Here is a 26,722-nt window from a genome sequence, read left to right as displayed (position 1 = left end):
ACGAAATCTCATCAGCGATCTAGACAACTCAGTGAATCACGATTAACCTAAAATCAGTGATTTCGAGTTAACTCAGTTCGGAGTGTGGCATGGGCGAATCAGCTCTTTTCAACACAATCCTCGTTGCCAACCGCGGTGAGATCGCGGTGCGCGTGATGCGAAGCTTACGGGCACTTGGCATTCGCTCCGTTGCCGTATATAGCGACGCAGATCGCGATGCGCTTCACGTTCGTGAAGCTGACACCGCAGTGCATATTGGGCCGGCGCCTGCTCGTCAGAGCTACCTCAGTGTGGACAAGATCATCGCCGCGGCGAAAGAAACTGGGGCACAGGCCATCCACCCTGGCTACGGTTTCCTGTCAGAGAACACTGCGTTTGCCGCAGCGTGCGCGGAGAACGACATCGTGTTCCTTGGGCCATCGGCGCGGGCAATTGAGGTCATGGGTGACAAGATCACCGCGAAGAACGCGGTGACCGAGTTTGGTGTGCCGGTGGTTCCCGGCATCGCCAAGCCAGGCCTGACGGACGATGAACTCATCGCAGCGGCCGATGAGGTTGGTTTCCCGGTCCTCGTAAAGCCCTCTGCAGGTGGGGGTGGCAAAGGGATGCGGCGCGTCGAAGATCCCAAAGACCTGCCGGAAGCCCTTCGCTCGGCGCGGCGTGAAGCAGGATCTGCGTTCGGCGACGACACCCTTTTCCTCGAGCGGTTCGTCACACGCCCTCGGCACATCGAGGTTCAGGTCCTCGCTGACATGCACGGCAGCATTGTGCACCTCGGCGAGCGGGAGTGCTCATTGCAGCGCCGCCACCAGAAAGTCATTGAAGAGGCACCCTCGCCGCTGCTTGACGAGGAAACGCGCGCGAAGATCGGCGAGGCTGCGTGCAACACGGCACGCAGTGTCGACTACACCGGCGCGGGCACGGTCGAGTTCATCGTTTCGGCAGACAAGCCGGACGAGTTCTTCTTCATGGAGATGAACACCCGACTGCAGGTGGAGCATCCTGTCACTGAGCTCGTCACGGGCGTGGACCTGGTCGAATGGCAGGTGCGTATCGCCGCGGGCGAGCCCCTGGGCTTCGCACAAGAAGACGTCACCCTCAGTGGCCACGCGATCGAGGCCCGCGTCTACGCGGAGGATCCAGGCCGAGGTTTCCTGCCAACTGGCGGCACAGTGCTGGGACTCAGCGAACCCTCCTCGGTGCGCGTCGATTCAGGCCTGCGCGTGGGCACGGTTGTGGGTAGTGACTACGACCCGATGCTCTCCAAAGTGATTGCGCACGCGGCAGATCGTGCGACTGCTCTGCACCGGCTTGATCAGGCGCTCGCGTCGACTGCTGTTCTCGGCGTGGGGACCAACATCGAGTTCCTCCGGTTCTTGCTCGCAGATGAGGATGTCCGTGCTGGGCGGCTCGATACCGCGCTGCTCGATCGTCGATTGCCGGACTACGTTGCGGAGCCCGCTCCGGACCTAGCATTCGTCGCGGCAGCAGTCTCCCGCTGGCTGCGACACTGGCCCGAAGCGCCCAACAGCATCTGGGATGTTCCCACTGGGTGGCGGGTCGGCGAACCAGTGCCCTATCGGGTGCGGCTCACCGCAGGTGACCGCACTGACATTGTCAAACTTACAGGGACTCCGGAGTTGGGAACAGCGGTCATCGGGGAAGCTGACCCCATCGACATTTCGGCGGAGATGGACGACGGCACCCTGCTCCTCACCGCTGCTGGACGTAGACACCGGCTCCGCGTGGCCGAGGACCACCACCACTTGTGGTTCGCAAACGGTGAAGGCGCCTGGTCGCTTCAGGTGGTTCGCGAAGCGAGCGTTCGCCAGCACGAGGCGCATCGGGGTGACGCGGAGATCCTCAGCCCGATGCCGGGCACCGTGATCGCGATCCACGTCGCTTCTGGTGACGATGTCGCGGCCGGCACCCCCGTGGTCGTCGTCGAAGCAATGAAGATGGAACACACTCTGACTTCGCCCGTAGACGGCACAGTCGTCATTCATTCCTCGCCTGGCGACCAGGTGAGCGTCGATCAGCTACTTGCCCGAGTTACCGCATCCGCGACGCCGTCCGAATAAGGAGCATGCACCACATGACGAGCTTTCTCTCCACCGCACAGCTGCCAGACGAGTATGAGCAGCTTCGCCGTTCAGTCGCTGACTTCGCGAAGACAGTCGTCGCGCCGGTCGCTGCCGAGCATGACGAAAAGAAGACCTTCCCCTACGAGATCGTGTCGGGCATGGCCGACATGGGGCTGTTCGGTCTGCCGTTCCCCGAGGAGTACGGGGGAATGGGCGGCGACTATTTTGCTCTGTGCCTCGCACTAGAGGAACTCGGCAAGGTTGATCAGTCGGTCGCCATCACGCTCGAAGCGGGGGTTTCGCTCGGTGCGATGCCGATTTACCGTTTCGGAACTGAGGAGCAGAAGCAGGAATGGCTGCCGCTCCTTGCCAGCGGTAAGGCGCTCGGCGCCTTCGGGCTCACCGAGCCCGGCGCGGGCAGTGACGCGGGTGGCACGAAGACAACTGCGAAGCTCGACAGCGGGGAGTGGGTGATCAACGGCAGCAAGCAGTTCATCACCAACTCCGGTACCGACATCACTCGCCTCATTACCGTCACGGCAGTGACCGGCACGAATGCGGCTGGCAAAAAGGAAATCTCGACGATCATCGTTCCTGCCGATACGCCTGGTTTCACCGCCCAGCCTGCGTACTCCAAGGTGGGCTGGCATGCGTCAGATACTCATCCGCTTTCCTTCGATGACGTGCGCGTCCCTGAAGGTAACTTGCTTGGCGAGCGTGGGCGCGGGTACGCGAACTTCCTCCGGATCCTTGACGAGGGACGGATCGCTATCGCTGCGCTTGGTACGGGTGTTGCGCAAGGTTGCGTTGACGAATGTGTTCGGTACGCGAAGGAGCGCAGTGCATTCGGCAAGCCGATCGGTCAGAATCAGGCGGTGGCGTTCAAGATCGCGCGGATGGAAGCCCGGGCCGCTGCCTCGCGTGCCGCCTATTACGATGCGGCCGCTCTGATGCTCTCTGGGAAGTCCTTCAAAAAGGCTGCCGCGATCGCGAAGATGGTGTCCAGTGAGGCTGCAATGGATAACGCACGGGACGCTACTCAGGTCTTCGGTGGCTATGGGTATATGAACGAGTATCTGGTGGCGAGGCACTACCGCGATAGCAAGATTCTCGAGATCGGTGAGGGAACGACTGAGGTTCAGCTGATGCTCATCGCGCGGGAGCTTGGATTATGAACCAGCAGGCGCCGCGCCGGATTGTTCAGCGGGGTCTGTGGTTCGAAGAGTTCGAGGTCGGTGCGGTTTACGAGCACCGTCCCGGCAGGACGATCACCGAAGCTGACAACGTGCTCTTCACCACCCTCACGATGAACACTCAGGCCCTTCACCTCGACGCAGCCTGGAGCGAAACCCAGAAGCCGTTCGAGCAGCGACTGGTGAACTCGATGTTCACACTGTCGACGCTGGTAGGCCTTTCCGTAGCCCAGCTCACCCAGGGCACCATCGTCGCGAATCTTGGATTCTCGGACATCAGCTTTCCGAAACCAGTTTTCCATGGCGACACCCTGTACGCGGAAACACTGATTCTGGATAAGCGCGCCTCGAACAGCCGTCCCGGCGAAGGTGTCATCACCTTCGAACACACAGGGCGTAACCAGCACGGAGATGAGATTGCCAAGGCGGTGCGCAAAACCCTGGTGCGGATGGCACCTCATGGCTGATGCTGGTGCTCGGGCCCTGTTACCCATTCGCGACCGGACGTGGTGTCCCATACGGTGAGGAGGCGCGATGACGTCATTGAAGTACGGCCCGGCCTGGTTGTTCTGTCCGGCTGACAGGCCCGAGCGATTCGCTAAGGCCGCTAAAGCCGCTGACATTGTCATCCTTGATCTCGAGGACGGCGTCGCGCCCGCGGACAAGCCTGCCGCGCGCGAGGCTTTGATCGGCACACCGCTCGATCCGGAGAGAACCGTGGTGCGCATCAATCCGCACGACACGGAAGACCATGCGCTCGATTGTGAAACTCTTGCCAAGACGGGTTATCACGCCATTATGCTCGCGAAATGTGAAGCGCCAGCACAGCTCCGTGACCTCTTCGACTATGAGGTCTTCGGATTGATCGAGACTCCACTTGGTGCGGTACGCGTGGCCGATATTGCCCAGACGCCGAACTTGCGTGGATTGATGTGGGGTGCAGAGGACCTCATTGCGGGTATGGGTGGGCAATCCAGCCGTCGCACGGATGGGACCTACCGCGATGTAGCTCGCCACGTGCGCTCCTCAGTCCTCCTTGCGGCGACGGCGTTCGGCCGCTTAGCTCTCGACGCCGTGTACATCGACATCCGCGACATCGACGGACTTCGTGACGAAGCGATTGATGCTGTGGCAACCGGTTTCGACGCGAAAGTGGCCATCCACCCATCGCAGGTCGCCGTGGTTCGAGAGGCGTTCACTCCCGCGCCAGAAGAAGTCGACTGGGCGCGCCGCGTACTCACCCAGGCGGAACGTGAACGCGGCGTATTCGCGTTCGAAGGGCGAATGGTGGACGCGCCGGTGCTGCGTCATGCGGAAGCAGTCGTTGCACGCGCGGAAGCAGCACGGCAGGAGGGGCCGAAGTGAGCACATCAGAGTCACAAGAACTGTGGACGCCCGCGCCCGGGGACATCGAGTTCGCGCAGGTCACTGAATTCACGAGGTTCGCTGGGCGGTTTGGGGCGCCATCCGGTGACTATGACGCCCTGTGGTCCTGGTCGGTGGCAGATGTAGGGCGGTTCTGGGAGGTCGTGTGGGACTACTTCGGTGTCGGTGAGCGCCGCGGCCCGGCATTGACCGACGACCGGATGCCCGGCGCCCGGTGGTTTCCGGAAGCGCGGCTGAACTATGCCGATGTGGTGCTGCGCGCCGGCCGGGGTGATCAGGTCGCGATGCTTGATCTCGCTGAGGATGAGCCCACACGGGAAGTGACCTGGCAGCGACTGCGGTTCGAGGTGGCGTCATTGGCGCAGTCCCTGCGCGACGCGGGAGTTGGCCGCGGTGATCGCGTAGTGGGGTATCTGCCGAATATCCCCGAAGCGATCGTGGGACTACTCGCGACTGCATCCATTGGCGCGGTGTGGGCCGGGTGCGGTCAGGACTACTCGCCGCCAGCGGCGGTGACGCGGCTGGGGCAACTGGAGCCGAAAGTGCTGATCGCGGCGGACGGTTACCGTTACGGCGGCAAGGCTCACGACAAACGCGAAGCAGTCAATGAGGTCGCGGACGCGCTGCCGTCAGTGAGTATGACGATTCTTGTCCAGCGGCTCGGCCTCGACGTTCCAGAGGGTATGGAGGCCTGGGATGCGGTGACGAGCAGCCCTGCGGAACTCACGGCGGAACCGGTGGAGTTTGATCACCCACTATGGGTGGTGTTCTCTTCGGGCACAACGGGTTTACCAAAGGGCATCGTGCACGGCCATGGTGGCGTGGTGCTCGAACATGCGAAACATCTTTCACTTCACCTCGATCTAGGTCCAGACGATAGGTTCTTCTGGTTCACGTCCCCGAGCTGGATGATGTGGAACTTTCTTGTTGCGGGCTTGATTGTTGGTTCGGTCATCGTCACGTATGACGGCAGCCCAGCTCATCCTGGAGCGGATGGTTTGTGGAAGCTGGCCGCCGACAACGCGGTGACATTCCTGGGGACGAGTCCGGGGTACGTGCTTGCGTGCAGCAAGGCGGGCGTCGTGCCGCGAGATTCGTACGACCTGTCAGTGCTGCGATCGGTGGGGATCACGGGGGCGACGCTGCCGGCGTCGTCGGCTCAGTGGCTGGCCGACAATGTGGGCGCGCAGAAACAGATCTGTTCGATCAGTGGCGGTACGGATGTGGTGTCGGCGTTTGTCGGCCCGGTCCGAACAGTGCCTGTGTGGGCAGGGGAGATTAGCAGGCCCTGCCTGGGCGTGGCGCTTGACGCGTTCGACGGTGCAGGCAAGTCGGCGCGAGGCGATGTCGGTGAGCTGGTGATTACCCAGCCGATGCCGTCGATGCCGGTGTCATTCTGGAATGACCCCTCGGGGGAGAAGTACCGGGATGCGTATTTCTCGGACTTTCCTGGAGTATGGCGTCATGGCGACTGGATCACCATCACCGAGCGCGGATCGATCGAAATGCATGGGCGTAGCGATTCGACGCTGAACAGGCACGGAATCCGGATGGGCAGCGCGGACATTTACCAAGCCGTGGAACAGGTTGAGGAGGTAACCGAAGCACTAGTGCTCGGCATCGAGCTACCTGACGGCGGATACTGGATGCCGCTGTTCGTTGAGTTGGCCGACGGGGTAGAACTGACCGAGGAGCTCGTTTCGAAGATCCGGACGGTGATCCGCGACGAGCTTTCACCGCGACACGTTCCCGACGAAGTAATCGCCGCGCCGGGCATTCCGCACACCCGCACCGGCAAGAAGCTGGAAGTCCCGCTGAAGAAAATCCTCCAGGGTGCGGACCCGGCAAAAGCCGTCGATCGCAGCGCCATCGACTCTCCGGACCTGCTCGACTGGTACGCAACACATAAACGGTGACAGGCCTGGCCACCGGCCAGGAGAGACTGGGACGTTACTGCCCCAGTATCTCCTTGATCACGAGATAGTCGGGCCGGACGGGAAGTGCTTGACGGGTACCAGTGATATCGGCGGGCAGTGTGCCGCTGGGATGTTCCACAATCGCTTTGATGAAGGTGCTGACGGCTTCCCCTTGCTGTTTGGTCAACTGCCACACTTCCCTCGGCGGAGTCCAGAGGTAATCATCGCGTGGCGGCGGAAGGTGGGCTGCCTTGTGCAACTGCTTCAGCGGGATGCCCAGCAGGCGTGAGAACGCCCGGAGAGTGCGGTGAGTGGGCTTCCCGTGCTTTGAGCTGAGATACAGCGAAATGGTAGCGATCGAAAGTGGCAGTCCATGGGCTTCAGCCATTTCCGAGAGCTTCCGGACTCCCCAGCCGTGCGGGATGTGGTCCTTCAAGAACTGCGACAGCTCACTCATCACCCAAATCTCCAAAATTAACAATGCCTATCAGCTAGACCCTGATACTAACCGCGGCCTGATCCAATGGGAATGGGCATACTCAGCGAGCTAGCGCGTCTGGCGCCGGAAGATCGCCATCGACCAGAAATACCCAACTACTCCGATTCCGAGGCACCAAGCTAATGCGATGGGCCCACTGCTACCGATTTCCGTGCCCATTAGCAGACCGCGCAGCGTCTCTGTGAGTGGCGTGAACGGCTGGTGCTCGGCGAAGTGCCGCATGCCGGCCGGCATTGTCTCGGTCGGCACTAGGCCGCTGCCGAGGAACGGCAGCATCACTAGCGGAAACGGCATGTTGCTGGCGCTTTCTGGATTGGCGGCGAGCAATCCCATCGCGACGGCCAGCCAGGTCAGGGCGATTACCAACAGTGCGATCAGTCCGAATGCGGCGGCCCATTCCACGGCGGTAGCGGTTGGGCGGAAACCGATGAGCAACGCGACACCGACCATCGCGGCAACTCCGAGGAGTGCCTGTATCAGTGTCCCGATGACGTGGCCCGCGAGTATCGACGATTGTGTGATCGCCATCGTACGGAACCGGTTGACGATCCCCTTCGTCGCGTCGGTGGCGATGGAGACTGCCACTCCTACCGTGACATAAGCGGGTATCAGCAGCATCATGCCAGGCGTGAGGTAGTCAATGTACGCGCTGTCACTGCCTCCGACAGCGATACCGAGCGCACCGCCGAAGACATAGTTGAAGACCAGGAGGAGAATGATTGGCATGACGATGAGACTGAACGTCATGCTCGGATACCGTTTGGCGTGAACCAGGTTGCGGCGCAGCATGGTCGCCGAGTCAGCGAGTGGGTAGGTCAGTGTGCTCATCGTGCGGGTTCCTTAGTTGTCGTGGTGTGGCCCGTGAGGGACAGGAAGACGTCGTCGAGGTCGGGTGTGTGAACGGACAGGCCCTCCGGCTCGATGCGTGCGGCGTCGAGTTGGTCGAGCACCGAGCGCAATGACCGGACTCCGCCGTCGCTCGGAACAGCGAGGGATAACTTCTCGTCGTCCCGGGCGCCGGTGTTGAGGAGACTGGCGGCAGCCTCGAGTCCGGCACGGTCCGTGAATTGCAGCCGGATATGTCCACCTGGCACGAGCCGTTTGAGCTCAGCTGGTGTGCCCTCTGCGACGATCTTTCCCTGGTCAAGCACCGCGATGCGATCAGCCAGCTGGTCCGCTTCCTCTAGGTACTGGGTGGTGAGGAAGATGGTGACTCCGGTCGCGACGAGTCCGCGGATGATCTCCCACATCGTGCGGCGGCTGCGCGGATCCAGGCCGGTTGTGGGCTCATCGAGAAAAATGATCCGAGGATCTCCCACCAGCGTCATTGCGAGATCGAGCCGCCTGGTCATGCCTCCTGAGTAGGAGCTGGCCACGCGGTTCCCGGCCTCGGTGAGGCTGAATCGCTCCAGCAGTTCGTCGGCGAGGCGGCGGCTTTCCCGTCTCGCAAGGTGGTGCAGATCGCCCATCAGGATCAGGTTTTCCCGGCCCGTAAGGAGCTCGTCAACTGCCGAGAACTGGCCCGTCACGCCGATCGCCGCACGGACGGAGTGGCGTTCGCTGGCGAGGTCGTGGCCATCGATCTGAATGACACCGCTGTCCGCCTGGATCAGTGTGGAGAGGATTTGCACGGTTGTGGTCTTGCCCGCTCCGTTGGGGCCGAGCAGCGAGAAGATCGTGCCTTCGCCGATCGTGAGGTCGATGCCGTCGAGCACGATGTGTTCGCCGAATGATTTGTGGAGACCGGTTACCGAGATCGCCGGTCTGCGGGTCGTCGCAGTCATGGTTGCCTTTCATAAAGTGATGCGAATTAATGCATGGGTTTAGCGAGCTGTGGCCCCGGGTGTGGCCAAAGTGTGCTGGAGTATGATTATTTGGTTGTGGGGCAGACCTCGTTAGATGTCGAGGTCCTCAATCTGTGGCAGGTCGGCAACACCAGCTACTCGCTCGTAAAACTTGCCTGGCAGGTGTTCGCGGAGTTCTTCGATCGAGTCCGTGATTGTCAGCGTGAAGTCGCCCCAGTCCTGATCACCGACGCTTAGCATGCGGCGCCAGTTCTTCAGGTCTTTCAGCCAGTTGATGTCAGTCGGGTACTCGGCCCAGTTGGAGCGCTGGGCGTGCATCGCAAACTTCCCCTTCCGGCCGCGATACACCCGTATGTGCTCGATGCGGCGCTCATTGAGATCGCGCCACTCGCCAAGCAGCGTGCCGGAGAACCGCACCTGGCGAACGCCGTTGTGGCCGACCTTGAGGACCACTTCGTCGAATCCTTCTTGTCGTCCTTCCTCGAGTTCGATGAATCGGCGCAGAGCTGCCACGACCGCTCCGGAGAGGTTTCCGCCGACCAGTTCTTGAGCGCGCTGAAAGAGCGGCAGATCGTCGTCGGCGACATAAATGGTCTTGTTGGGCATGAGATGACTATACGTAGATGTATACATACATGCAAGAAACGTGGGTGACTTTGCGACCGCGCGTCCGGAAAACGAAATTGCCCCTCGCCCTGATGCAGGCACCAGGCGGGCGAGGGGCGAAATCGTCTCCGAGTTCGAAGAGGATGGGGTCGCTGTTGTTACTTTCAGGGCACCTGATCAGTCGTGAAACCTGGAATGACGCCGCACATCTCGCCCGCCGCGTTCTCGTAGATCCCGTAGACCGCGGAGATGACCATCCCTGGCCCGGTTTCTGCGAGGGCAAGCGGCACAAAGACGTTGTCGGCGAGGAACTCAGTGGGCACCAGCGGCTGCGTCCCGAACTGGAATGAGTCGATGTTCAGCCAGCCGACGTTGGCGCCGTCGCCGCCCTGCTCGTTGATGACATAGAAGATGTGCTCGGCTGGCACAGCATCGTTATCGGTGTTGACGACCGATTGAACGCCAGCTATGCCGCTCTCACACAGCACGACTGTCGGCTGATTATCGAAAGGTGCTGCCCCTGCTATTGCTGGGACAGCAATAGCTGCTGCTGCGGCTGCACTGATCGCGAATGCGGAACGGGTGATGGTTTTGGTTGTAGGCACGCGAATTCCTTCCTGAGAGCCTTCGTGACAACTTGAGGCTAACCCGAATTCCGGTACGCGTATGCAGGTTTCAGGAGGTCAGCCAAGATCCGACAAAATACCCGAAATGATGCGCCTGCGCGCATCGGCGCTGACGTGACTGGTGTGACAGCGTCGCGCAGCCACAGCAAGCCTATGCGCTGCTTCATTGAGCGGGTGCCCGTTGTGCCCGCGCACCCAATCGAACGTCACGACCCGCCCGGAGCGCTTGATATCAACACGTGCGAGCACTTCGATCACCGCGTGGTCGTGCAGGTACGAGCCATTTTTCACATATCCGAGTGCGGTTTGGCTGTCCATCAGAATATGGAGCGGCTCATTTGCGGGAAACGTGTCCAGGGCGAGCTCGACCGCCAAGAGCTCCGCAACATCCACTCGACCAGTATTCGGGCGGAACCTGGACTGTGCGACACCGTCGGTACTCACGCATGCGATGCCGGCGCCCTTATGTCGTGCGCGCAGCGAGGCATCGGTAGCGACGACATTCCGTCGCGGCTCGGACCGTGCGACGCCCGCGCACTGGGCTTGACACCTATGCACTTCGCCGTCGACCCAGTGCCCCGCGATTTGATTCAGCCGGGCGAGTACCGGGTCATCCGCTTCCACGGCGATTTCAGACTGGGGAAAAGCTGCCACGGCAGGGAGGAACAGGTCGCGCAGAGGTTCCTGATGCAGATAAACGTGGAGAGTGCGCGGACGGCCTTCGACAAGCTTGTAGAGGTACTCGAAGGCGTCCACTCCCGCTAGGCCCAGCGACGAAAGATCACGGCCGTTGCCGCGCGGATTCTCTCGCGCAAAATGTCTGAGAGTGACGAACGTACCGTCGCTGACGGCCGCGACCGCGCGCGAAACCGTCCGTACGGCTGTGTCTGTCACCTGATCAGAGGTGAACGTCCGAACGACGCCATACCATTGGCCAGCGCAATTGTTGGAGGTGCGACTTTCTAGCGGAGGAGCAGGGCGCAGCAGATGCTGCAGCTTGCTGTACAGCACAGGCGCTCCTTCCTCGCGAAAGTAGCGTCAGGTTACGGCAGTTTGTGTCGCGCCGGGCGGAAAATCACCTGTCGTGGCGATTTTCCGCGTGAGTCGGCGCGCCTGTGCTGTGGTCTGTCAGCAGCCTGTCGACTGAAGCAAGTTCAGGATCTGATCCGCACGGGCATCGTCGATTTCGGCGTCGCCCGACTCGAACGAGTCGCGCACCGAGTCAATGAGATCTTCCCGATCGTCGCCATCGCGCACGTCGTCGCAGACATCCTCGGCCGCAGAGAGGATTTCCTCGTCCGTCATGTCGGCGGCAACATCTGGATACTGGTTTCGCAGTGCCGAGACGAAGGCGAGATCGACGATCGCATCCACGGCACCTCCAACTGCATTGGTCGTGGTTTCCTCCGCGTCACTTCCGTTGTCGTCCGAACCGCAAGCAGGCACCACTGCGGCGAGCGCAACGATCGCAGCGGCGGCGAATGATTTTTGAATGAAGCGAGTGTTCACAGGGTCTCCTATGAGCTAGGGCTGGATGTCAGCGTCGCGGATTGGTGTTTCGTCATTGCCTTCAATAGCACAAAGAGCTGTAACCGCGAGGGATGCTCCCTCGATCTGTGCGTCACTCGGTTCGCCTTCATGTTCTTCGGACAAGAAGTCCTCTACCGTTGAGCGCTGTTCGTCCGGGTCCTGCTCAGCGAATTCGCGGCAGGTGGTGTCTCCACCAGTCCGGAAGGTGTCGCCGACTTCCTCAGTGAAGTCTCCAATCGTGTCTTCTACATCGGTGTCATCACCACAACCGGTGAGAACTAGCGCAGCAGCCGCAGCTGCGGCAACAAAGGCGGTGCGGATACGGCGTGAAGCAGTCATGTTTACCTCCAAGTGAGCCCAAGGGAGAACAGCAGGACGCACTGATCAAGGTAACCGCTTCCGGCGAACTTCATACCTTTCGGGCGAATTTGGCGATAGTTACGGTACAGCGGATCGGGCTTCGGCGACGACGTTCGATGCCACGGTGCGTAGTTTCTCCTGGCTGCGCTGGGAGAGGTTGACGAGCAATGAAAACGCGCGCTCGTCGTCAATCTTGAAGCGCTCCATGAGAATTCCCTTGGCCATACCGATCACGTCTCGGTTGTCGAGCGCTTCGAGTAGCTGGACCTTCTCTCGTGAATGGGAGAGGGCGATCGAGGCGTGTGCAGCGAAGGGCTGTCCGGTGTAGATAGCTTCGTTGTCGAAGGCATCCCGATGGCGTGAGTAGAGGTTCAGCGCGCCAAGAATCTGGCCGTCTGAGTGCAGGCGAAACGCCAGCATGGACTGCACACCTTCCCTGACCGCGGCGGGCGCGAAACGCGGCCAGCGTGATTCGGCAGCCATGTTATTGGTGCGGAAGAAGTCCGCCTCCAGAATCGCGTCGAGGCACGGGCCCTCGCCAAATTGGTATTGGAACTGGTCTATATGCTCAACGAAATCTGAGGACGGCGCAGCAGTTTTGATCCGTCCGCTGGAGAGGAGCGATAGACCGGCCTCGTCAGTCCCTGGGATGCTTTTCTGCGCCTCTCTGACGATCGCCTCGAGCGTAGCGTCGTAGTTTGGTTCACCGCCCATAGACATTGCGGCGTCGGCGAGTAAGGCAGCAAGATCCGGGCGAGTCTGCGATTCCGTCATCGGAACTCCTTGTGAGCAGTAAGGGCCGCACCACCACCGCTGACAAGTCGGGAGCGGGTGATGCGATCAATTATGAGGTCTGCTCGAGAACCTGAACCGTTGGGTGGTGTGAAAGCTTGTGCACGGCGTCGCTGACGCCGCGCATGACGTTGAGCTTCTCGTCGAGTTCTGCGGCGCACAGCAGGTGGCGAACCGCGCGGCTACCGACCGTCGCGAACCGCGTGCCGTGGTCCATGAGCCTGTCAGCTGCGCGCAGCAGCACCTCGGCGCCGCTCACGCCGAGGAAAGTGATGCCAGTGAGGTCGAAGATGCGGGGTCCACCGGTTTCGAGGTGGGGCGCCAGTGAACTCCAGACGTCGAGCGCGTTGGTCGCGTCGATCTCACCCGAGATCCGGATGATGACCGCCCCGCTGAAGGTGCGTTCGGCTGAGACATGCGCGTCCGCTACTGCCGTCGCGTAGATACGTGTTGAGTATGACCTCATCGCTGAAGGGTCCTCCCATCTAGTGAGTGGATGGGAGCGTAAAACCGGGCCTAGCGATGTAAGAGCACCAGGCTAGGTATACCGTGACTTCACGCATCCCGCAGCGGCTGTGTGCTCAACCGTCTTTGATGTTACCTGTGTCACGCGAGCTGTCACAACAATTCGCAACTAAATCTCACATAACCGGGCGTATGACTTTCTACCATCTGGGTACCCTCCCCCGTGCACCGGGCATTGCGGTGCGTGACTAATGAACACCAGCTCACGTGGAGTAAATATGACCGACGGCGTGGGGTTTGACCACAACGCCGAGGAACGAGTCGAGCTGCGTTTCCCGGCAACCCTGACTCAGCTTTCTCTTGCTCGTCTAGTCACAGTGGCCGTCATGACGCGCGCGGATTTCGACGGTGACTCCGTTGAGGATCTGCGGATGGCCGTGGATGAGGCGTGCACCCAGCTTATCGCTACTGCATCTGAAGATGGCGAAGTTCATTGTGTGTTTGTTTCGACGGACGAGGGTGTGACCGTCACAGCAGGCGTCACCCCCAGCGGCAATTCTGAGCTGCAAAGGACGGGTCTTGGTTGGCACATTATCGAAGCGCTGACGGATTCCGCAGTCGTCCGTTCCCTCCCGGCCGGTGCGGTTTCGGGCGGCGATAGTGCACGAACGTCAGTCATCGAGTTGCAGAAGCGGAAGTGTGGCGTCAAAGGGTGACGAACGACGACTACGCCGACGTCGTCCCATTATTGAGGGAACTCTCGGCGATTCCTGAAAATACACCGGATCATGGTGAGTTGCGCGACAAAATCATCGTGCGCTGTCTTCCGCTCGCCCAGAACATCGCCCGGCGATTCGCGGGCCGCGGTGAGGACCCGGAAGACCTTCTTCAGGTTGCTCGCCTCGGCCTGGTGAATGCAGTGGAGCGGTTCGATGCGGAGCGTAATTCCGAGTTCCTCGCATTCGCTGTACCGACCATCATGGGGGAGGTTCGACGCTATTTCCGAGACAGTTCTTCAGCGATCCGACTGCCGCGGAGACTGCAAGAACTTCGTGCGCAGATCGCTGCGGCCACCCCAGAGTTGACGCAGAGGCTTGGCAGATCCGTGACTACAAGCGAAATCGCAGCCGAACTGGGTGAATCATTCGGGGATGTGGCTGAAGCCATCGCGGCGGCGGCGACGTCGCATATGGTACCTCTCGATGCTGATTCCAACGATGACGGCTCCGCCGCGGGCCGGTGGGAGCGTATTGGCATCAATGATGAGCGGCTCGAAACGGTGGATGATCAACAGCTATTGTTACCTGCGATTGCTGAACTCCCAGAACGCGAGCGGGAGATGATGCGACTTCGATTCATCGAACAGCAGACTCAAAGCCAGATCGCTCAGCGATTCGAAATCTCCCAGGTGCACGTGTCTCGCCTGCTCGATAAGGCGATGCGGCTGATTCGGGAACGCATTTCCGATTCCGAATGAGCGCACTATGTTTGACGCAGTCGGCAGCGGGGTATTCCTTTCGCGGTGGGGTGGGAGAGGAGGTAAGTGATGAGCGACCGTCCAAGTAGAGCGCCTTTCGGCAATATTGGCTTTCTCCTGATGGGTGCTGCAGTTATTGCACTAGCGTTAGCGCTGGTGGCGGCTGCCAACTCCGTCACTGGTGGCGCAGTGGCCGGCGGAGTCGTTGCGGTGGTGTTGTTCGTCGCGGGAGCGTTGCTGTGGCGTAAGAACGCGTCAGTGAAGGCTGACGTGCTTCCAGATACCCACGATAGGCAAACTTCCTCGGAGGGCAGGGGCCCGCTAGATGCATGAGGTATAAAAACGATCTCTTTGGGAACCCTACTATCGCCGCTGATTAACACCCGTCACATTGCCGGGAGTATGGCGGTCTGAGATCAAAGGAGTGAGCTGATGGCTGATTTCACCGACAGGATGAAGCACAAGGCCGAGGAACTCTCCGGCGAGGCCAAGCAGAAAGTCGGCAAGCACACTGACGACAGCGACCTGCAAGGCGAAGGTGCCAGTGAGAAGGCGAGCGCCAAGGCGAAGCAGGCAAAGGACAAAGTGACCGATGCCTTCAAGGATGCGAAAGATGCCCTGAAAGGGGACAAAAGATGATTGCACTCGGCTTGATTCTTCTGGTTATCGGCTTTCTGGCCGGTATTCAGATTCTGTGGACAATCGGTATCGTGCTGCTCGTCATAGGTGCGATACTCGCGATACTCGGCGCGATCGGACGCCCGATTGGTGGACGCAAGTACTGGTATTGACGCGAGACGCGGATCCCAGTGTGCTGAGGAGTTCCTGAGAGAAAGGTCGTTGCCATGCGTGGCGGAGGGCTAATTCTTACCATCGCGCTCATTTGGCTGATTATCGGCGCAATCGCCGCGGGGCAGCGAGGGTTGTACACCGACACCCCGGAGAACTGTCCGGGGATCAGCACCCTCGCGGTCACCGTGATCGCGGGCCCGCTCAACTACTTCGGTGTTAACCCCGAGGTCGACGAATGCATTATCCCTGAGCCGAGCCAGTAGTTATCAGCTCACAAACGACGGGTAACCCTCCCAGCGCTCGACGCCCGTCGTGTCCCAAGGTGTTGCGCCGGTTAAGAGGTAGCCGGCGCAACACCGCTTTTTGGGGTGTGTATCAGAAAACCGGGAGATTAAAAGCTCCGCCGGTGATGTCATTCACGAAGACTGAAACTGCTAGCAGGCCATCGATGATGGCCGCGTACAGATCAGACGGAGGAAAGCCTAACTGCTCGGCGCCGAGTGTGGACAGATCGAAAACCATGATGGGTGGCATTTTTCCTCCGCTGTTTGGGAGTGGGACTGGCCGGACGGCTGCCCCGGAGTTTACGGGACGCGGCACGCGGGTACACCGGAGACAGTGCATGTACTGTGGTCTGCATCACAAATCGACGACAGGGGGCCGACTATGGCCGAGGAAAAGAAAGAACGCCCCGAACCTACGAACACGGTTGACGCGATGAAGCACATCGCGCAAACCTCGCTTGATAAGTCCGGGGAGATCGTCGAGGGAGCCGCTGACACGCTCAAGGGGAATGTGTCCGGCGGCATCGGCAAGATCATCAAGAGCAGTACCGACATCGCGACGAACGCTGCGGGGAAAGGCACTCGGATCCTCACCCAGCAGTTCAAGAAGGAAGAAAAGGACGACTCCGCGCCACCACCTTCCGGTGAAAAGGAGCGGTAGCGCTCGCTAGATTTCCGCTTGGTCACATCCCGCGCGTGAAGTTGGCCGGGATGACGATGTCGTCTGGCGTGAGTTCGTGGATTGACGACTTCCCGAGGCCGAGGAGTGCGGAGTCTATCCCAGCCCGCAGAAGTTCGATCACGTTATTGACCCCTCGCTCACCGTTGGCTGCCATGCCCCATAGGTAGGCCCGGCCGATCATGACTGCGCGTGCGCCCAGCGCGACAGCTTTGACGACGTCGCTCCCGCGTCGTATGCCGCCGTCGAGGACGATCTCGATCTGGTCCCCGACGGCTTCCGCGATGCTCGGTAGCGCCCGGATCGACGCGGGCGTGCTGTCAAGATTGTTGCCACCATGATTGGAGACTGAGATCGCGCTGGCTCCGATATCGACCGCGCGGCGCGCGTCGTCGGGGTGCATGATTCCTTTGATCATCAGCGGTCCGTCCCACTGCTCGCGCAGCCAGGCGAGGTCAGCCCAGGTGGGTGACGGTGTTTGCATCCATTCGTAGTAAGCCCCGAAGAAGGTTGGGCCTGGTTCGCCAGGTTCAGCGAGGTTGGGGGCGGTGAGGTCGGGCAGCGCGCCGCTGCGAACAAAACGCGAGAGCCAGCGGGGACGCTGTATCGCTTGGGGCGCGAACTTCACCATTGTCCGGAAATCGAGGCGCTCGGGAAGCGCGGGGCTGCCCCAGTCGCGCCCTGTCGCGAACGTCCAGTCGAGAGTGACGATCAGTCCTTTCGCCCCAGCTCGCTTCGCCCGGTCGAGTCGCGTACTGAGGACATCGCGTCCTCCCATCCAGTAGGCCTGGTAGAACGTCTTTGGATTCGCCGCGACGACATCTTCTACGGGTTTGCTCGCGAACGAGCTGAGTCCCATAGCGGTGCCGGCCGCAGCCGACGCGCGTGCCACCGCCAGTTCGCCGTCCGGGTTGATCGCCTGCACACCGGTTGGGGAGATGAGGACGGGAAGCGAGATATCCTGCCCAAGTACAGTGGTCGACTGTTCACGATGTGGCGGCAGGTCCGCGATGTGCGGGCGAAATCCGAGCTCACCGAACGCGTCGACGTTGTCTTTGAGAGTGACTCCGCGCTCGGAGCCCGCGAGTAAAGCGAGATATACCGACTTGGGGACTTGCTTCTTCGCGCGTTGCTGAGCTTCGGCGATGGTTTCGAACCACTCCTTGCTGCTGGCCATGATGTTCCTTTCGAGGCTACGTGTGGTCAGGCCGGTCAGATGAGACCAGCGACTGGGCTGGCATTACACGGCCGGTCGGGAACGGAATTGCGAGGCGCCAACGGCATGCCAAGTTGCACTCCCTTTCGTTTCGCCGTGTGCGTGTGATCCTTTTCGGGGCGGGGAATTGAACTGGACCCCACAGCTGCGAGCGCGCGTTCACCATTGCCGCGGACGCATTCAGGATCTGGCCCATCTAAGGGCAGTCCGGTGAAGAACTTGGCGGCCATACAGCCGCCCTGGCATGCATCGAATGCTGGGCAGGACTTGCAGACACCACCTGTCTGAGGCTGCCGTAGTTGTTCGAAGAGCTCTGACGTACGCCAAACGGATGCGAACCCGCCTTTCTCCCGGACGTTCCCGGCGAGAAACTCGGAGTGAATAGCGAAGGGGCACGCGTAGACGTCACCCACCGGATCGATGAGACACACCACTCGGCCCGCGCCACACAAGTTCAGTCCAGGCAGCGGGCTCGAACCAAGAGCATTGAGATGGAAGAATGAATCACCTGTCAGGACGTCCTCACCGTGATCGAGGAGCCACTCGTAGATTCGAAGCTGTTGTTCAGCCGTGGGGTGCAGGTCGTCCCACACATCAGCACCTCGGCCGGATGGGCGCAGCCTCGTGATCCGAAGCTGGGCGTCGAACTTGTCCGCAATCGCCTTGAACTCGTCGAGCTGCGACACGTTGTGACGCGTCATGACCACGGAAATCTTGAATCCGGTGAAACCCGCGTCGGCAAGGTTCTCCATGGCGCGCATCGCTGTGGCAAATGATCCGGGACCACGCACGGCATCGTTCACTTCCGCCGTCGCACCGTCGATTGAAATTTGAATATCGACATAGTCGGTCGCCGCGAGTTGCCGGGCGCGGTCCGGCGTAATACGAACGCCGTTCGTGGAGAACTTCACCCCCACGTTGTGGTCGATGGCGTAGTCGAGCAGCTCCCAGAAGTCCGGGCGGACGGTTGGCTCACCGCCGCCAATGTTGACGTAGAACACCTGCATGCGCTCGAGTTCGTCGATGACAGCCTTGCATTCAGCCGTCGTCAGTTCGCGTGGGTCCCGTTTTCCTGAGGCTGACAGACAGTGCGTGCATGAGAGGTTGCAAGCGTAGGTCAATTCCCACGTCAGACAGATGGGGGCATCAAGTCCCTCTTTGAAATGCTCGACGAGTCTCATCTCGCGTGCCCTTCATTGGTGATGGTTCCTGTCGCCGCAAGACCCGCCAGTGCGTGCAAGTAGTGAGGATGATCCGCTTCCCTCACCCCTGCGGCGGCGAGAGCGCCATGCACCGACCTGTGGTTGTGCAAAGTGCGCACGACGGTCACGAGTTGTGGTGACTTTAGGAAGGCCAGGCGGCGGGTGTGGAAGTCGTAGATAAGCGCTCCGAAGGGTTCGGGACGAACCGATACTGACGCTGATAATGCGTAGCGCGAGTGGGGATCGAACGCTTCAGTTCCGGGTTCGGTCTCAGTAGACACCGCACATCCCATCGATGGACACCTCCTCGACGAGCAGGTCCTCAGACGTGAAGCCGGAGTTCTCAGTGGAGGTTTCGCTGCCGGGGTTGATGTTCGACGTGCTCACGATCTTCTCCTAGGGGTGATGTGGATCACTGGTGAGGTCGAAGGTAAATGTCTTGGTGGCCGCGGCGGAAGGGGAAATGGGGAGAACCGTCCGATCGCTGACAATGAACTATCCGGATGGACAGGGCCGACGCCGAATGCCCTGTCCAGTACCTATCCGATCGGGTAGGTACCACCTCCACCTGAGGGCGGTGTGGCGGTCGTCACAATGCGACTACGCTGTGGTGAGTAGCGGTCCATCTAGCGGAGGAGTACTCGTGATACACGCGCCCGAACCCGCACTAGCCGCGTCACGGCGATGGACGGAGAATGCGCAGATCTTCACTGATCTGGCGCAGGGTGACGTGCAGGTGCACTCTGATCTGGCTGGTCCGGGGCAGTTGCACAGTGACGCGTGCGCTCCGCAGCTCGCGAAGTTTCACACTCCGGAGATTGTGTTCGGTCCGGGAGCGCTCGCCGAACTCGGGCACGCCGCCCTTCGAGTGGGCGCTAGGCGTCCGTTCCTCATATCGGATCCCGGGATTGAGCAGGCCGGCTGGGTCGACGAAGCGTTCGATCACCTCGAACGCGCTGGCCTGCATCCGACCTTGTGGACTGGCATCACGCCGAACCCAAAGGACTATGAGGTTGACAAGGCGTTCCATCATTACGAAGAAAGCGGCTGCGATGTCATCGTGGCGGTGGGGGGCGGCTCATGCATCGACGCTGCGAAAGCGGTGGCGATTCTCGCGCGCAACGGCGGCAACATACTCTCGTACGCCGGTGTAGACCGTGTCGTGAAGCCTATCCCGCCACTGGTGATGGCCCCTTCCACGTCGGGGACGGGTGCTGACGTTTCTCAATTCGCAGTGATCACTGATACCACCGAGCACGTCAAGGTCACCATCATCAGCCGGACACTTGTTCCGGACATCACGGTGGTCGACCCACGTCTGCTGATCACGATGCCGGATGAGCTCAACGCTGCGACTGGCCTCGACGCGCTCACTCACGCGATCGAAGCATTCACCTCGCGAGCCCACAATCGCCTGACGGACTTGCATGCGCTGCACGCGGCCAGGCTGATTACACAGAATCTGGGTGAGACGATGGTGCATCGGCGCCGGGCTGAACCGCGGATCGCGATGGCACAAGGTGCACTCGAGGCGGGCATGGCGTTTACGAATGCGATCCTCGGCATCGTGCATGCGATGAGTCATCAAGTTGGGGGCCTGCTCGATGCCCCGCACGGGGTGCTCAATGGCATCTTGCTCCCGCATGGAATCAGGTTCAATGCGGGAGCGGCGCCGGAGCGCTTTACGCCCCTAGCCAGAGCGGTGGGAATCGACACCGATGATATGACGGCGGGCCGGGTGGCCGACGTTCTCGCTGACCGCGTGCGTAAGCTCGCCGATGACGTGGGTGTCCCGAAAGGTCTTGCTGCACTGGGTGTTCGAGAGTCGGACATTCCGATCCTGGCGCGCACGACGTTGCACGACGCGTGTCTTGCGACGAATCCCCGTGAAGCTGATGAAGCGCAGGTTGCTGCGCTGTTCCGTGAAGCCCTGTAAGGAAGGCCAGCTATGACCATCGCCGGCCCCACAGGTGGGTATGGACGTTCTGAAGCGGATCTCGACGCGCTGACGGGTGTGCGATCTGGGAAACGTTCGTTCTATCCGGAGTACCTGCGTTCCGCGGAACGGCTCGAGAACGCCGTACGCGCGCTCGACAGTATTTCCCGGGCGCTGGTGCGCACCACGGAAGGCCCCCGCGCGCTGATCGAAGCGATACTGATCGCGGCGAGTGAGCATTTGCAGGCCGAATGGGTCGTCGTCGTCCTCGCTGACGGTGCGCTGAAAGCTGCGCAACCACGTCAGCTATTGCTCTCCGGTGGGGAAATCACAGAAGAATCAGGCGGTCCCGTCACGGCCGTGCATGCCGAAGTGCTGCGGGCCCGCCCATGGGAGGCGGAGGACTACACCGGTGCGGATGGCGTTGTTCGTGTCGGCATGACTCTCGACGGTGAGTATGTCGGCGGCATCGCTGGTCTGCCCGCAAGACATGTACTGGTGTCGGACACGGATTTGGCTATCCTCCGGGTCCTTGCCAACCATGCGGCCGTCGCCATGCACAACTCGTATCTTTTGCATTCGACGACGAAGCTGCGTGGACGCACAGAGCAACTGTCCGAGGCGGCAGCGCAAAAGGACCGTGATCTCGCGGCGCGTGAAGCTGAGCTCGCCGAAACGCACCGGCGCCTGATCGAAGCGATGCAAGCGCAAGCCCTCGATTACGAACGCCACCGCATCGCACGCGAGTTGCATGACAGTGTCGCGCAAGACGTGCTGTCTGCTGGCATGACGATCGAATTGTGCCGAGCGCAGCTTCTTGATGATGAAACGGATACCAGCGGGCTGCTCGAACGGTTGACCGCGGCAAAAGGTCTCACGCGGAAAGCAGTTGAACGTTTGCGCGCGGCGATTTATGCGCTGCATCACGGTCCGGACGAGTGTGTAGGGTCGCTGCCGGACATGCTCGAACGACTGTCGACAGTGCATCTGCCCAGTGATGTGAAGGTCCGGGTGGTGGTGCGAGGTGCGCCGATCTCACTCCCGGGGGAGGCAGAGCACGCGATTCTCCGGATCACCGGCGAGGCACTGTTCAACACAGTCGCGCACACCAACGCGACGCAGGCGGTAGTGCGGCTGAATTATCGCCAGAACAAGATTGCCCTATCTGTTTCGGACGATGGCAATGGTGATCCAGTCAACCTGCGCCGGATGTTGCGCTTAGCCGAAACAACAGATCTGGCGGGCGCCCACCGTGGGCTCGCGAACATGCTTGCACGCGCCCAGGATCTCGGCGGAACTTTGATGATTCGTCGTTCGCCGCTCGGGGGAATCACGGTGCTGCTTGAGGTTCCACTTCCGCTTCCTGAGTCGTCACCGGACGAGAGGGCGTAACAATGCATGCCATGCAACGCCAGCAAGAGCACGTACCAGCAGGTGGGCAAGCGCGGCCTGCCATGAAGATCGTTCTTGTCGACGACCACGCCATTGTCCGTCAGGGTCTTCGCTCCATCCTGGAGCGAGAAGCTGACATGCGGGTTGTCGGGGAAGCAGCGACCGCAGCTGAGGCGATCGCGATTGTTGAGCGGTTCAGGCCAGATATCGTGCTGCTTGATCTCAAACTCTCGACCGGTTCAGATACCGAGGGCCTGGAGGTGTGTTCTGAGCTCGTCGCCCGCTACCCGCAGACGGGAGTGCTGGTTCTTACTACCTTTCTCGATGACGCACTGGTCCTCGACGCGATTCATCGCGGTGCCAAGGGTTATGTGCTGAAGGACGTCGACACCACGGAACTTGTGACCTCGATTCGCGCGGTTTCCAGGAACGAGAACGCATTTGACGCCCGGTCCGCGTCGGTGATGGTCCGATCCATCCGGACCGCATCCACCGAACCGACGCTTACTGAACGGGAACAGCGCGTGCTCGAGCACCTCGCACACGGCATGAGCAACCGGGATATCGGTGGTGCACTGTTTATTTCGGAAACCACCGTGAAGTTCCATGTGCGCAACATCATGCGCAAACTGGGTGTATCCAGCCGTGCCGAAGCCGTGTACGAGGCGAGCAAACTGGGGCTGATCTAGGGAGCGCGGCCGCGTGGCGTCGAGGTCCCCAGGTGCCTGCTTCAGAGGGCTCAATGACCCGCGTCGATCAGTCGTTTGCGAGCTGAGTTGCCAGACGCGGCGGAGCCGCAGGCGCAACAGCCGCAGCAGGTGTGGCGTGGTCAGGCTGACGAGGATCGGCCAGATCGCCGAGCGTGGCCCCCAATGATGCAACCGCGGTGTCGGCTGAGCGCAGAAACCCTATTTGAAGATGGAAGTCGTGCCACAGCGTTGGGAATCTGTGGTGGCTCAGAGATCCCGAACCGCCTGCTGCGGCGAACCGTCGTTCGAGTAGGTCTGCATCAGCTGCGATCGGGTCTCTGCCCGCGGAGTGCATGACAATAGGTGGAAGCCCGGCGAGGACGCCGCGGGCGGGGGAGATTAGCGGGTCTGCCGGATCTGCCTGCCCTGTGTACGGAGTTGCCCATTCTGCTGTCATCTTGGGAATGACGAGAGGATCGCGCCCTGCAGCACGCGTCCCCGCGGTATCGGAAGCGAGGTCCAGCCATGGGCAGATGAGCCCAAGGCCCGCGGGAAGAGGAGCACCCTGATCGCGCAGCGTCATCGCCAATGCGAGGGTCAGGCCGCCGCCGGCAGAGTCTCCCGCTACCACTAGGTGTTGTGGATCAACGCCGTCATTGATCAGCTGCAGATACAGGTCGTTTACGTCGCGGAGAGCACGTGGATACGGATTTTCCGGTGCCAGCGGGTAGTCAGGAATAACTGCCTGCATGCGTGCTGCATCGGCAAGCGCGCCAGCGAGCCCGCGGTAACCCCGTGCGCTGCCGAGTGCGTAGCCTCCGCCATGCAGGAAAAGCAGCACGCGCCCGGATTCCTCGCGTGGTGGCCGCACACGCTCAATGGTTAGCCCGGCTATGCGGCTCGGCGCCTCGTAGACGGTCCCTGCCGGGGGGCGCGCGGCTGTGGCGAGCCCGTCCACTAGCCGCCTCTTTGTGGCTACGGAGATCTTTCGCGATGCAAACGCGGGACGAAACAAACGTAGTCCTCCACGAATGATCAAAGGGGGAAGGTACATCACGCCTCCATAAAGTAAGTGATTACTTACTCACTTTAGGTGAGATCAGTCATGTCTGCAAGAGTGTTCTGGAACTGGGGCTGAAAGCTCCCGACTCCGCGCCGGTTCGCGATTTCAGCTTTCTGCGGGACCCGGGTCGTGCGCACGCAGGCCTTCCAGGATCATCGCGGCAATGGCGTCCGCGACCTCAGATCGATCACGCTCATGGCCCCCCAAGCGTTGGGACAGTGTGGTGAACCACGCCATTCCCATAAGGAACTCAACAATTAGACGTGCATCAAAGGTCCGATGAGGCCATGCAGGCAGGTTGGCCTCCACAACGCCTTGGATCTGTTTCAGTGTCGGCTCAATTCGCCTGCGGAAGTACTCGGTAGCGTGTTCCGATTCGCCGAACAGTACTATCCCGAGCAGTGGCGCAATCTCCTCCATTGCGCCGAGCAGGTCGTAGGTGAACTGATACGTCCGCTGGTGCATCAGCTCACCGCTCTCATCAAACTCTGTAGGGGGAGCTCCGGACAATTGGACTAGCTTCGTGACAGCTTCTTCCAGAGGCGTGGCTACGGCAGCCTCGAAAAGTGCTTCTTTGGAATCAAAATGCCGATACAGCAGCGCTTCGTTCACGCCTGCTTCCGCTGCGAGGTCCCGCGTACGTGCACCTGCGAGTCCCGATCTCTGGAAGATGCGACGCGCGGACTGGATTATCTGCTCGCGACGTTCCTCGGCAGACAACCGGACCCCGGATCGACGTCCGTTATTGGCGCGGCGCGGGGTGTTGCTACCCACGGCGTTCGACAACGATAGTAAGTGAATACTCCACTTGTTCAGCGTAACCGCCCAGAGAGTGCCGCGCTCACTTTGCCGGCGGCAGGTCAGGCTGCCACGGATAGAAGGGGGGCATATCCGTGACCACCGAAGTACTGAACCTTGGCTCACGTTTTTCGAGAAATGCCGCAACCCCTTCCGCTCCGTCGCCGATGCTGGTGTAGAACATGGCGAGGGAATCGACTTTGTGCGCAGCGACCGGATGGCGCTCTGCGCTGTTGCGGTACATCATCTGTCGGGTGAGAGCGGTAGCAACGGGAGATCGGTTGCTGGTGAACTTCTTTGCCTGGGCGCGCGCTGTGCTCAACAGCTCGCCTTCTGGAACGATGTTCCGCACGAGCCCAAATTCGCGTGCTTCTTCAGCCGTAAGAATGTCGGCGCGGTACGCCAACTCCAATGCGCGATCGAGCCCGACGATCCTGGGCAGGAACCAGGTGCTGCAGGCTTCCGGCACAATGCCCAGTCTCCCGAAGACGAACCCGATTCGCGCGGCGGGCGTGCAAAGCCGTATATCCATCGGAAGAGTCATTGTTGCACCGACGCCTATGGCTGCGCCATTGATTGCAGCTATGACCGGCTTAGTACACCCGTAGATTGAGAGTGCTACTCGACCGCCCGAATCCTGAATTCCAGCCAGGCCGCGATCATCGAGCCATCCATCCACGCTGGCGGTACTGGGATCCAGCGTTGTGTCGAGTCCGAAGGCATTGCCCGCAACCGTGAGATCCATACCCGCGCAGAAGGCGCGCCCACTGCCTGTGACGATAATCGCAGCGATTTCATCGTCTTTGCTCGCTAGATCAAACGCGTCCACGAGCTCATCCGCCATTCGTATCGTGAACGCGTTCAACTTTTTCGGCCTGCTCAGCGTGATGGTCAAGATTCCTTCGGATTTCTCACACTCCAGTGTTTCAAAGGTCACGACGCTGTAACCTCTCTGGTGGCAACTAGATTCGAAAGTCGATTCACGATGATCTTCTGGGCCTCTCCGGTAATTGATTCGACGAGTTCGCGACAGGACAATATCTCTTCAATCAACCCTTGAGACTGCCCTGCCCACCACATTCCCTGATTCATTAGGCCTTGTTCCAAGACTCGTTCACGGCCACGCCGTCCCGACGCCAGTTCGGCTACGTCAGCGAAACGAGCCCCAGGTTGCTGGGAGATCTGGGCGATCCGCTCGGATACGGCGTTCCGCGCCACACGCGCCGGGTTGTTGAACTCCCTAAACACGATCTGGGTAGCGAGCTCGTCGTTCTCGATTATTTGCTTCTTCACGTTGTCGTGAATCGGCGCTTCTCTTGTCGCCATGAATCGTGTTCCCATGTTTATGGCACACGCGCCAAGTGCGAGCGCAGCAACCAAACCCCCGCCGGTCGCGAAGCCGCCGGATGCGATTATCGGGATTTCGACTTGCTTCGCTGTGGCAGCGATCAAGACCAGGCCGGGCACATCGTCGGGACCCGGATGTCCGGCGCACTCGAAACCATCAATACTCAAAGCGTCGACCCCCAGGGCTTGGGCCTTCACCGCATGCCGAACAGACACAGCTTTGTGGATTACTTTGATGTTGGCTTTCCTGAAGGCAGGCAGATAAGGCGCGGGATTGCTCCCTGCGGTCTCGACGATGGTGATTCGGTTTTCGACGATGGCGGCGACATATTCGTCGTACGGGACCGGAGTTAGCGTCGGCAAGATCGTCAAATTGACGCCGAACGGCTGATCTGTCATCTCCCGGCATCTAGCGATCTCCTCGTCAAGCCCGCTTGGCGAAGGGTGAGTGAGCGCGGACAGGAAGCCAAGAGCGCCGGTGTTGGCTACTGCGGCGATCAGTTCAGCTCGCCCGACTCCCGTCATCCCGCCGCATACGATGGGATGCCGCACTCCGAACGACGTGGTGAAGTCCGTGACGAGCAG

General features: G+C 60.6%; 34 protein-coding genes. 15 read left to right on the top strand and 19 right to left on the bottom strand.

The window, feature by feature from the left end; all coding sequences use genetic code 11:
* Window positions 1–89: 89 nt before the first annotated feature.
* From AS9A_RS20810 to AS9A_RS20790, 5 genes are all read left to right on the top strand, one after another.
* Window positions 90–2,081: an acetyl/propionyl/methylcrotonyl-CoA carboxylase subunit alpha gene (locus tag AS9A_RS20810; RefSeq protein WP_013809133.1), complete on the top strand. Its 1,992-nt coding sequence runs from the start codon at window positions 90–92 to the stop codon at window positions 2,079–2,081.
* A gap of 14 nt (window positions 2,082–2,095) precedes the next feature.
* Entirely contained in the window at window positions 2,096–3,259 is a 1,164-nt protein-coding gene (locus AS9A_RS20805) for an acyl-CoA dehydrogenase family protein (RefSeq protein ID WP_013809132.1), read from the top strand.
* Complete coding sequence (locus tag AS9A_RS20800) at window positions 3,256–3,744, top strand: MaoC family dehydratase (protein ID WP_013809131.1); 489 nt, start codon at window positions 3,256–3,258, stop codon at window positions 3,742–3,744. Before AS9A_RS20805 ends, AS9A_RS20800 begins: the two co-directional genes overlap by 4 nt.
* A gap of 67 nt (window positions 3,745–3,811) precedes the next feature.
* Window positions 3,812–4,642: an HpcH/HpaI aldolase/citrate lyase family protein gene (locus AS9A_RS20795; RefSeq protein ID WP_013809130.1), complete on the top strand. Its 831-nt coding sequence runs from the start codon at window positions 3,812–3,814 to the stop codon at window positions 4,640–4,642.
* The gene (locus AS9A_RS20790) at window positions 4,639–6,579 is read left to right on the top strand and encodes an acetoacetate--CoA ligase (RefSeq protein ID WP_013809129.1); all 1,941 of its coding nucleotides are present in this window, start codon (window positions 4,639–4,641) and stop codon (window positions 6,577–6,579) included. Before AS9A_RS20795 ends, AS9A_RS20790 begins: the two co-directional genes overlap by 4 nt.
* Window positions 6,580–6,613: 34 nt before the next feature.
* Here the strand turns inward: AS9A_RS20790 and AS9A_RS20785 are convergent, their stop codons facing one another.
* The 10 genes from AS9A_RS20785 to AS9A_RS20740 all read right to left on the bottom strand — a co-directional run bounded on the left by AS9A_RS20785 (window position 6,614) and on the right by AS9A_RS20740 (window position 13,263).
* Complete coding sequence (locus AS9A_RS20785) at window positions 6,614–7,036, bottom strand: helix-turn-helix transcriptional regulator (protein WP_041451262.1); 423 nt, start codon at window positions 7,034–7,036, stop codon at window positions 6,614–6,616.
* 90 nt (window positions 7,037–7,126) lie between these two features.
* Window positions 7,127–7,906: an ABC transporter permease gene (locus AS9A_RS20780; RefSeq protein ID WP_013809127.1), complete on the bottom strand. Its 780-nt coding sequence runs from the start codon at window positions 7,904–7,906 to the stop codon at window positions 7,127–7,129.
* Entirely contained in the window at window positions 7,903–8,862 is a 960-nt protein-coding gene (locus AS9A_RS20775) for a daunorubicin resistance protein DrrA family ABC transporter ATP-binding protein (protein ID WP_013809126.1), read from the bottom strand. Before AS9A_RS20775 ends, AS9A_RS20780 begins: the two co-directional genes overlap by 4 nt.
* A 111-nt stretch (window positions 8,863–8,973) precedes the next feature.
* Entirely contained in the window at window positions 8,974–9,489 is a 516-nt protein-coding gene (locus AS9A_RS20770) for an EXLDI protein (RefSeq protein WP_013809125.1), read from the bottom strand.
* A gap of 164 nt (window positions 9,490–9,653) precedes the next feature.
* A complete protein-coding gene (locus AS9A_RS20765) occupies window positions 9,654–10,094 on the bottom strand; it encodes a hypothetical protein (protein ID WP_013809124.1) in 441 nt (146 codons plus the stop codon).
* A gap of 78 nt (window positions 10,095–10,172) precedes the next feature.
* Entirely contained in the window at window positions 10,173–11,126 is a 954-nt protein-coding gene (locus tag AS9A_RS22950; RefSeq protein ID WP_013809123.1) for an RNase H family protein, read from the bottom strand.
* Window positions 11,127–11,243: 117 nt separating this feature from the next.
* Window positions 11,244–11,624, bottom strand: coding sequence for a DUF732 domain-containing protein (locus AS9A_RS20755; protein ID WP_013809122.1), 381 nt, complete (start codon window positions 11,622–11,624; stop codon window positions 11,244–11,246).
* A gap of 15 nt (window positions 11,625–11,639) precedes the next feature.
* Entirely contained in the window at window positions 11,640–11,984 is a 345-nt protein-coding gene (locus AS9A_RS22945; protein ID WP_013809121.1) for a hypothetical protein, read from the bottom strand.
* A 99-nt stretch (window positions 11,985–12,083) separates the two neighbouring features.
* On the bottom strand, window positions 12,084–12,779 hold the full coding sequence (locus tag AS9A_RS20745; protein WP_013809120.1) for a GAF and ANTAR domain-containing protein: 696 nt from the start codon (window positions 12,777–12,779) through the stop codon (window positions 12,084–12,086).
* Window positions 12,780–12,849: 70 nt separating this feature from the next.
* On the bottom strand, window positions 12,850–13,263 hold the full coding sequence (locus tag AS9A_RS20740) for an STAS domain-containing protein (RefSeq protein WP_013809119.1): 414 nt from the start codon (window positions 13,261–13,263) through the stop codon (window positions 12,850–12,852).
* A 277-nt stretch (window positions 13,264–13,540) separates the two neighbouring features.
* On the opposite strand from AS9A_RS20740, the gene AS9A_RS22940 reads away from it, so the two are divergent.
* The 6 genes from AS9A_RS22940 to AS9A_RS20715 all read left to right on the top strand — a co-directional run bounded on the left by AS9A_RS22940 (window position 13,541) and on the right by AS9A_RS20715 (window position 15,794).
* Window positions 13,541–13,978 carry an ATP-binding protein gene (locus AS9A_RS22940; protein WP_013809118.1) on the top strand — a complete coding sequence of 146 codons (438 nt, stop codon included), beginning with the start codon at window positions 13,541–13,543 and terminating at the stop codon, window positions 13,976–13,978.
* A complete protein-coding gene (locus tag AS9A_RS20730) occupies window positions 13,975–14,739 on the top strand; it encodes a SigB/SigF/SigG family RNA polymerase sigma factor (protein WP_013809117.1) in 765 nt (254 codons plus the stop codon). The genes AS9A_RS22940 and AS9A_RS20730 overlap by 4 nt, the downstream gene beginning before the upstream one ends.
* A gap of 69 nt (window positions 14,740–14,808) precedes the next feature.
* Window positions 14,809–15,072: a hypothetical protein gene (locus AS9A_RS20725; protein ID WP_013809116.1), complete on the top strand. Its 264-nt coding sequence runs from the start codon at window positions 14,809–14,811 to the stop codon at window positions 15,070–15,072.
* A gap of 99 nt (window positions 15,073–15,171) precedes the next feature.
* Entirely contained in the window at window positions 15,172–15,378 is a 207-nt protein-coding gene (locus tag AS9A_RS20720; protein WP_013809115.1) for a CsbD family protein, read from the top strand.
* Complete coding sequence (locus AS9A_RS24395) at window positions 15,375–15,530, top strand: DUF6131 family protein (RefSeq protein ID WP_013809114.1); 156 nt, start codon at window positions 15,375–15,377, stop codon at window positions 15,528–15,530. The genes AS9A_RS20720 and AS9A_RS24395 overlap by 4 nt, the downstream gene beginning before the upstream one ends.
* 54 nt (window positions 15,531–15,584) lie before the next feature.
* Window positions 15,585–15,794 carry a hypothetical protein gene (locus AS9A_RS20715; protein WP_013809113.1) on the top strand — a complete coding sequence of 70 codons (210 nt, stop codon included), beginning with the start codon at window positions 15,585–15,587 and terminating at the stop codon, window positions 15,792–15,794.
* A gap of 112 nt (window positions 15,795–15,906) precedes the next feature.
* On the opposite strand, the gene AS9A_RS24220 is transcribed toward AS9A_RS20715, so the two are convergent.
* Window positions 15,907–16,065: a hypothetical protein gene (locus AS9A_RS24220; RefSeq protein WP_158307393.1), complete on the bottom strand. Its 159-nt coding sequence runs from the start codon at window positions 16,063–16,065 to the stop codon at window positions 15,907–15,909.
* 132 nt (window positions 16,066–16,197) lie between these two features.
* Here AS9A_RS24220 and AS9A_RS20710 point away from each other — a divergent pair, with 132 nt between their 5' ends.
* Window positions 16,198–16,476 carry an Rv1893 family protein gene (locus AS9A_RS20710; RefSeq protein ID WP_013809111.1) on the top strand — a complete coding sequence of 93 codons (279 nt, stop codon included), beginning with the start codon at window positions 16,198–16,200 and terminating at the stop codon, window positions 16,474–16,476.
* Window positions 16,477–16,498: 22 nt separating this feature from the next.
* On the opposite strand, the gene mftD is transcribed toward AS9A_RS20710, so the two are convergent.
* Genes mftD through mftA form a run of 4 tightly spaced genes read right to left on the bottom strand, consistent with a single transcriptional unit; the run spans window position 16,499 to window position 19,299 of the window.
* Window positions 16,499–17,671 carry a pre-mycofactocin synthase MftD gene (gene mftD, locus AS9A_RS20705; protein ID WP_013809110.1) on the bottom strand — a complete coding sequence of 391 codons (1,173 nt, stop codon included), beginning with the start codon at window positions 17,669–17,671 and terminating at the stop codon, window positions 16,499–16,501.
* Window positions 17,672–17,706: 35 nt separating this feature from the next.
* Entirely contained in the window at window positions 17,707–18,891 is a 1,185-nt protein-coding gene (gene mftC, locus AS9A_RS20700; RefSeq protein WP_013809109.1) for a mycofactocin radical SAM maturase, read from the bottom strand.
* On the bottom strand, window positions 18,888–19,193 hold the full coding sequence (gene mftB, locus AS9A_RS20695) for a mycofactocin biosynthesis chaperone MftB (protein WP_041451260.1): 306 nt from the start codon (window positions 19,191–19,193) through the stop codon (window positions 18,888–18,890). The genes mftC and mftB overlap by 4 nt, the downstream gene beginning before the upstream one ends.
* Window positions 19,183–19,299 (bottom strand): mycofactocin precursor MftA, encoded by a 117-nt coding sequence (mftA, locus tag AS9A_RS20690; protein WP_013809107.1) that lies wholly within the window; start codon window positions 19,297–19,299, stop codon window positions 19,183–19,185. The genes mftB and mftA overlap by 11 nt, the downstream gene beginning before the upstream one ends.
* Window positions 19,300–19,648: 349 nt before the next feature.
* Between mftA and AS9A_RS20685 the strand changes: the two genes are divergently transcribed.
* Genes AS9A_RS20685 through AS9A_RS20675 form a run of 3 tightly spaced genes read left to right on the top strand, consistent with a single transcriptional unit; the run spans window position 19,649 to window position 22,929 of the window.
* Window positions 19,649–20,848 (top strand): iron-containing alcohol dehydrogenase, encoded by a 1,200-nt coding sequence (locus tag AS9A_RS20685; RefSeq protein WP_322786552.1) that lies wholly within the window; start codon window positions 19,649–19,651, stop codon window positions 20,846–20,848.
* A 12-nt stretch (window positions 20,849–20,860) separates the two neighbouring features.
* Entirely contained in the window at window positions 20,861–22,240 is a 1,380-nt protein-coding gene (locus AS9A_RS20680) for a MadS family sensor histidine kinase (protein WP_013809105.1), read from the top strand.
* Between the two features lie 2 nt (window positions 22,241–22,242).
* Complete coding sequence (locus tag AS9A_RS20675; RefSeq protein WP_013809104.1) at window positions 22,243–22,929, top strand: MadR family response regulator transcription factor; 687 nt, start codon at window positions 22,243–22,245, stop codon at window positions 22,927–22,929.
* 67 nt (window positions 22,930–22,996) lie between these two features.
* Here the strand turns inward: AS9A_RS20675 and AS9A_RS20670 are convergent, their stop codons facing one another.
* The 4 genes from AS9A_RS20670 to AS9A_RS20655 all read right to left on the bottom strand — a co-directional run bounded on the left by AS9A_RS20670 (window position 22,997) and on the right by AS9A_RS20655 (window position 26,722).
* Window positions 22,997–23,887 (bottom strand): alpha/beta hydrolase, encoded by an 891-nt coding sequence (locus AS9A_RS20670; protein WP_237707849.1) that lies wholly within the window; start codon window positions 23,885–23,887, stop codon window positions 22,997–22,999.
* A gap of 210 nt (window positions 23,888–24,097) precedes the next feature.
* Entirely contained in the window at window positions 24,098–24,766 is a 669-nt protein-coding gene (locus AS9A_RS22935) for a TetR/AcrR family transcriptional regulator (protein WP_049793808.1), read from the bottom strand.
* Window positions 24,767–24,833: 67 nt separating this feature from the next.
* On the bottom strand, window positions 24,834–25,727 hold the full coding sequence (locus tag AS9A_RS20660) for a crotonase/enoyl-CoA hydratase family protein (protein WP_013809101.1): 894 nt from the start codon (window positions 25,725–25,727) through the stop codon (window positions 24,834–24,836).
* Window positions 25,724–26,722, bottom strand: a complete 999-nt coding sequence (locus tag AS9A_RS20655) for an NAD(P)H-dependent flavin oxidoreductase (protein WP_041452318.1) — start codon at window positions 26,720–26,722, stop codon at window positions 25,724–25,726. Before AS9A_RS20655 ends, AS9A_RS20660 begins: the two co-directional genes overlap by 4 nt.

Source organism: Hoyosella subflava DQS3-9A1 (genome assembly GCF_000214175.1).
GTDB classification, from domain to species: Bacteria; Actinomycetota; Actinomycetes; order Mycobacteriales; family Mycobacteriaceae; genus Hoyosella; species Hoyosella subflava.
The sequence above is the reverse complement of the archived record's forward strand: the minus strand, read 5'-3'. Positions and strand labels throughout refer to the sequence as shown.

Bases quoted from the DNA above. Each gene is read 5' to 3' on its own strand.
- AS9A_RS22945 (WP_013809121.1), bottom strand. From the start codon at position 11,984: ATGACTGCTTCACGCCGTATCCGCACCGCCTTTGTTGCCGCAGCTGCG.
- AS9A_RS20715 (WP_013809113.1), top strand. From the start codon at position 15,585: ATGCGTGGCGGAGGGCTAATTCTTACCATCGCGCTCATTTGGCTGATT.
- AS9A_RS22940 (WP_013809118.1), top strand. From the start codon at position 13,541: ATGACCGACGGCGTGGGGTTTGACCACAACGCCGAGGAACGAGTCGAG.
- AS9A_RS20725 (WP_013809116.1), top strand. From the start codon at position 14,809: ATGAGCGACCGTCCAAGTAGAGCGCCTTTCGGCAATATTGGCTTTCTC.
- mftC (WP_013809109.1), bottom strand. From the start codon at position 18,891: ATGAGACTCGTCGAGCATTTCAAAGAGGGACTTGATGCCCCCATCTGT.
- AS9A_RS20805 (WP_013809132.1), top strand. From the start codon at position 2,096: ATGACGAGCTTTCTCTCCACCGCACAGCTGCCAGACGAGTATGAGCAG.
- AS9A_RS20745 (WP_013809120.1), bottom strand. From the start codon at position 12,779: ATGACGGAATCGCAGACTCGCCCGGATCTTGCTGCCTTACTCGCCGAC.
- AS9A_RS24395 (WP_013809114.1), top strand. From the start codon at position 15,375: ATGATTGCACTCGGCTTGATTCTTCTGGTTATCGGCTTTCTGGCCGGT.
- AS9A_RS20740 (WP_013809119.1), bottom strand. From the start codon at position 13,263: ATGAGGTCATACTCAACACGTATCTACGCGACGGCAGTAGCGGACGCG.
- mftD (WP_013809110.1), bottom strand. From the start codon at position 17,671: ATGGCCAGCAGCAAGGAGTGGTTCGAAACCATCGCCGAAGCTCAGCAA.
- AS9A_RS24220 (WP_158307393.1), bottom strand. From the start codon at position 16,065: ATGCCACCCATCATGGTTTTCGATCTGTCCACACTCGGCGCCGAGCAG.
- AS9A_RS20780 (WP_013809127.1), bottom strand. From the start codon at position 7,906: ATGAGCACACTGACCTACCCACTCGCTGACTCGGCGACCATGCTGCGC.
- AS9A_RS20785 (WP_041451262.1), bottom strand. From the start codon at position 7,036: ATGAGTGAGCTGTCGCAGTTCTTGAAGGACCACATCCCGCACGGCTGG.
- AS9A_RS20800 (WP_013809131.1), top strand. From the start codon at position 3,256: ATGAACCAGCAGGCGCCGCGCCGGATTGTTCAGCGGGGTCTGTGGTTC.
- AS9A_RS20810 (WP_013809133.1), top strand. From the start codon at position 90: ATGGGCGAATCAGCTCTTTTCAACACAATCCTCGTTGCCAACCGCGGT.
- AS9A_RS20710 (WP_013809111.1), top strand. From the start codon at position 16,198: ATGGCCGAGGAAAAGAAAGAACGCCCCGAACCTACGAACACGGTTGAC.
- AS9A_RS20770 (WP_013809125.1), bottom strand. From the start codon at position 9,489: ATGCCCAACAAGACCATTTATGTCGCCGACGACGATCTGCCGCTCTTT.
- AS9A_RS20720 (WP_013809115.1), top strand. From the start codon at position 15,172: ATGGCTGATTTCACCGACAGGATGAAGCACAAGGCCGAGGAACTCTCC.
- AS9A_RS20680 (WP_013809105.1), top strand. From the start codon at position 20,861: ATGACCATCGCCGGCCCCACAGGTGGGTATGGACGTTCTGAAGCGGAT.
- AS9A_RS20675 (WP_013809104.1), top strand. From the start codon at position 22,243: ATGCATGCCATGCAACGCCAGCAAGAGCACGTACCAGCAGGTGGGCAA.
- AS9A_RS20795 (WP_013809130.1), top strand. From the start codon at position 3,812: ATGACGTCATTGAAGTACGGCCCGGCCTGGTTGTTCTGTCCGGCTGAC.
- AS9A_RS20775 (WP_013809126.1), bottom strand. From the start codon at position 8,862: ATGACTGCGACGACCCGCAGACCGGCGATCTCGGTAACCGGTCTCCAC.